Genomic DNA, 4,045 nt, shown 5'->3' on the forward strand with positions numbered 1-4,045 from the left:
AAAGAATCAATCTTTTCGTGTTTTAAGGCAGCCATTCCCATCAAAAATGGATAAACATTACTCATCATGATTGGGGTTTCTAGTATATTATAAAGGATGTGTTGGGTGAGTAAGGATAAGGTATCGGCTTCACAAGCCCACATGATTCCCTTTTCTTGAAACAACAAATCCCACGCCAAACAGGGAGTGGTGTTAAAATAATAAGATTCATTTAAGCAGTTCGTCCCAATTCCTTTGATCGTCGCATCCCAGTCAATTTCTTTTTTAACAGCAAGATAGAGTTTGAGTGCATTTCCAAGAGCCCGACCCGTTACATTATCAATAGGTATAATCAAATTATTTTCAATCTTGGCAACTTCTTCTTCAGGTATTTTCTTAACTTCTTCTGCTAATTGTTTAAGGCTTTTTCGTATTATTCCAATACCAAATTTTCGGTTGATTTGCTCAGTACATTCCTTCTCCCACCAATAAAAACGCTTAAATATACTGGCTTGCATGCCCTTTCCGGGATTTTCCTGAAAAATAAGAAATTTGGTCGTTTTCATTTCTCTTTTTAGGGCTAAGCATTTGAGGATTTTTTTGGACATTTCAATATTATAAGGAGCAAATACTTCAAGGCCTTTCATTTTTAAATAACTCACCACTTCCCAGTCCCACATAGAAACTGTACCAAACTCCGAGGTTATAACTAAAATCGGGAGTTTAATATTATAGAAATCATCAATTTTCCGATAGGCTTCTCCTAATATTTGTGGGAAAATCACTGCATCAGCTTCGGGAAGTTTTTCTCCCAGTGGAATAGGATTTAACAAATCAATCTCCTCTTTAAAGAGTGTTTTCAAATTGCTCGTTTGCTGATAAAACTTCTCATCGGGGCTTGATTTAAGATAAAGAGGAACTAATTTTGCTTTCAAATCTGTAAACCCTCCCTTTCTTTTGAGGCAAAATATATACAATTTAATTTGTTAATTTTTGAAAAATTATTGATAAATATTCTGTCGAAAGGTTTGGAAAAACTACTTTTTGTTTCTTTTTCAATAATTTTAATTATTTTACCAATTCATGACAAAAAAGAGTATATTATGACCCTTATTGTTGAATTAAACAACATATGCAGGTGGAAAATAAATAAAAGTAAACTTTTCTATTGGTTTCGGTTAAAATTTATTAAATTGAATAAAGGTGGTGGTTGAATGAAGCTCCAAAATTTCCAAATAAAGGACAACTTAGTTATTCAAAAATTTCTCGAAATACGGAAAAAAAGCAACTGGAAAAATCGTTTGAATTTATCCTGGAGTAATTGGGGATTTGGCATTGAATCTTTTGAAACCTCTTGTGCCCGATTGGCAAAGCATAATATCCACTATGTTGAATTACACGGAAACAAGTATGGACCTGATTTAGGCTATAAAGCCAAAGAAATACGTCCAATTTTAGATGATTACGGGATCAAAGTTGGAGGAATCTGTGGTATGGTTTCTCCTGATTCAGAGCTTTCCAGCAACAAACCTCATATTACTCAGAGATCAATCGACTACTTTCACCGGCATATAGAATTTTGCGCCGAAATGGGCGGAAAATATATTCTATTCGCGCCTGGAGCAGTTGGTCGACCTCAAAAGTACGATGATAGTGAATTTTACCGAGCGGGTGATGCCATCCGTATTCTAGCTGATGATTTTCAAAAGCATGGAATCCGAGCTGCAATAGAGCCAGTTCGAGCTGCGGAGGTGAGTTTTTGCCACACTTTCAAAGAGGCGAAAGCTCTCATCGATTACATTAACCATCCTGGTGTTCAACATATTGGAGGCGACCTTTATCACATGTTAGTTGGCGAGGATCATATCGGAACCACCATCATTGAATACGGTAACTATCTAACCAACCTCCACACCGCTGATACTCAAAGAGGAGCACTGGGAAAAGGTTTCCTTGATGTTGATATTTTTATTATGGCTCTCTACTGTATTGGATATAACAATGAATCCTGCTTTGTTACTCCTGAACCGTTAGGACCCGGTGGAGACCCCTATCCTGCTATGTGGGGAAAACCAGATCCGAAGAGTTTAGATGAGTTGGTTGGGCAAACTGCCGATTACTTCTATGAAAGAGAAGAAATTATCCTATCGGCAACCGATGAAGAGTTATTACGATAAAAATTTAAAAAAGAGACGGTAGAGATACTATTCCGTCTCTTTTTTAACCCAATTTTTTTAAGCGGTATGAATAGCCTGAAACATTGCTTCAATATTTTCTGGCGGGACATTGGCCATTATGTTGTGGATCTGTTGAAATACAAAACCGCCCCCGGGTGCAAGAATTCTCACTCTTTCTCGAACATCTTCAGCTATTTGTTGAGGAGTGCCAACTCCTAAAACATCTCGTGTATTACATCCCCCTCCCCAAAAAACCATATCCTTTCCAAATTCCCTTTTTAGTCGCTCGGCTTCCATGTCCTTACAAGTGGTTTGTACCGGATTAATAATGTCTAATCCTGCTTCAATAAAACTTGGCATAAGAGGATAAACTCCACCACAACAATGAAGCATAACCTTTACCTTGGCTAACTTTTTCGCCTGGTTCCAAAGAATACTATGACGAGGTTTAAGAAAGGTATCATACATCTTTTTAGAAATTTGGGGACCGGTTTGCATCCCTAAATCATCCCCAAATTGGATAACATCAATATATTCACCCACGGCTGAAAGGTACTTTTCTAAGTTGTTTAAATGGTATTCAACCAATTGATCTAAAAAGTGATGGGTTTTTTCTGGCTCCGATGCTAACATCATAAACCAATTGTCTGCACGGAAAAGAAACTGAGGGATTTCATGAAGGTTTCCACCAAAAAGACCAACGATTGCTCGATCAGTCGTTTCGCGAAGTTTCTTGGCTCCTTCTTTCAATTTCTGCAAACCTTCTGAATCATATCCCAAAGGAGCAGGTGGATTCGACAGCTTATTCCACATTGACTTTTCAAATGCTGCGTCAAAATCGATTGATTTTAGGTCCTTTACCCCAAGCAAGGGGAAATATATTTGATCAAAATAAAGCGAACCTTTCGGTTGAGTAGCAATTCGAGTTCCATCATCAGAGCAGGCATACCAATCACCATTTTCCTTAACCAAATTGATATGGACTGGAATTTTGCAAGGGGTTCCATCGGGAAGTTCCCACTCTTTCCAGTACTCTTTTTCCAAACCAAAACCACGTCCTAATTCAATGACATCTATATGAAAGTGATCTAACACTTCTGGCTCGACAACAGCTAATTGCTGAGGAATGTCGTAAACATAGATATCCCCGCTGGTAATTCCTAAATACTTTTTTAAACGGGCATAGGCAATTGCCATAATACCGCTGGATCGATGACCACCAAAATCAACTGCGACCCGATCTGGTTCTTTATGATTGATTGCAGCCAGCACTCTTTCTCGTGAGGTCAATCCTGTCACCTCCCAATTGTAGATAATTTTTTAATTTATTTCATTGTTATCAAATATCTTAACATTATTTTATATTTATTCCTGTCTTTCTCTTGAATGCTACAAGAAGCTTATAATGAGCCAGAGGTAATTATTCCTGAAAAATTGGGGATATACAATATTCTCTCCCCTTGGCGGGAGAGGGTAAACAAAACATTTCGATTTTTTATTCAATTTCATACACCATACTGGGACAATTTTACCTATTTATAGGATAATTCTTCGCGAGCGATTTCAATCCATTGCTTGATCTGTTTCAAGTCGTTTTCAAGAGTGCTGACAATTTGAAAAGCGTCAGCACGAACAGTGTAATGAAGACCCTGACAGCAATCTTTTATCCTTCTCAGTTTCTCCTTCATCTCTTGAGAGGTTGCTTTTTCCACATCATCAACCGGATTGAGCACAATTTCCAAAATGATATCATGATTGGCAACTGACACAGCTTTTTCTATATCGGTCCAGGGGCTAATGTGAACCATCTTTAAGGAAGGGATCTCCATAATATCTTTTAAAACTGGATCAATCCGACCGCAGCTATGCCAATAATCAATCCCTCCATG

4 protein-coding genes are annotated in these 4,045 nt (G+C 37.8%); 1 reads left to right on the forward strand and 3 read right to left on the reverse strand.

Annotated features, from left to right (window positions below):
• Window positions 1-914, reverse strand: a 914-nt coding sequence (locus tag PLK24_RS09170; RefSeq protein ID WP_324478420.1) for a hypothetical protein, incomplete at its 3' end; no start/stop codon positions are given.
• Window positions 915-1,193: 279 nt separating this feature from the next.
• Here PLK24_RS09170 and PLK24_RS09175 point away from each other — a divergent pair.
• Window positions 1,194-2,156, forward strand: coding sequence for a sugar phosphate isomerase/epimerase family protein (locus tag PLK24_RS09175; RefSeq protein ID WP_324478422.1), 963 nt, complete (start codon window positions 1,194-1,196; stop codon window positions 2,154-2,156).
• Between the two features lie 57 nt (window positions 2,157-2,213).
• Here PLK24_RS09175 and PLK24_RS09180 read toward each other — a convergent pair whose 3' ends face one another.
• On the reverse strand, window positions 2,214-3,446 hold the full coding sequence (locus tag PLK24_RS09180) for a uroporphyrinogen decarboxylase family protein (RefSeq protein WP_324478424.1): 1,233 nt from the start codon (window positions 3,444-3,446) through the stop codon (window positions 2,214-2,216).
• Between the two features lie 242 nt (window positions 3,447-3,688).
• Window positions 3,689-4,045, reverse strand: a 357-nt coding sequence (locus tag PLK24_RS09185; RefSeq protein WP_324478426.1) for a hypothetical protein, incomplete at its 5' end; no start/stop codon positions are given.

It is taken from the genome of Atribacter sp., from assembly GCF_035418125.1.
Classification (GTDB): domain Bacteria; phylum Atribacterota; class Atribacteria; order Atribacterales; family Atribacteraceae; genus Atribacter; species Atribacter allofermentans.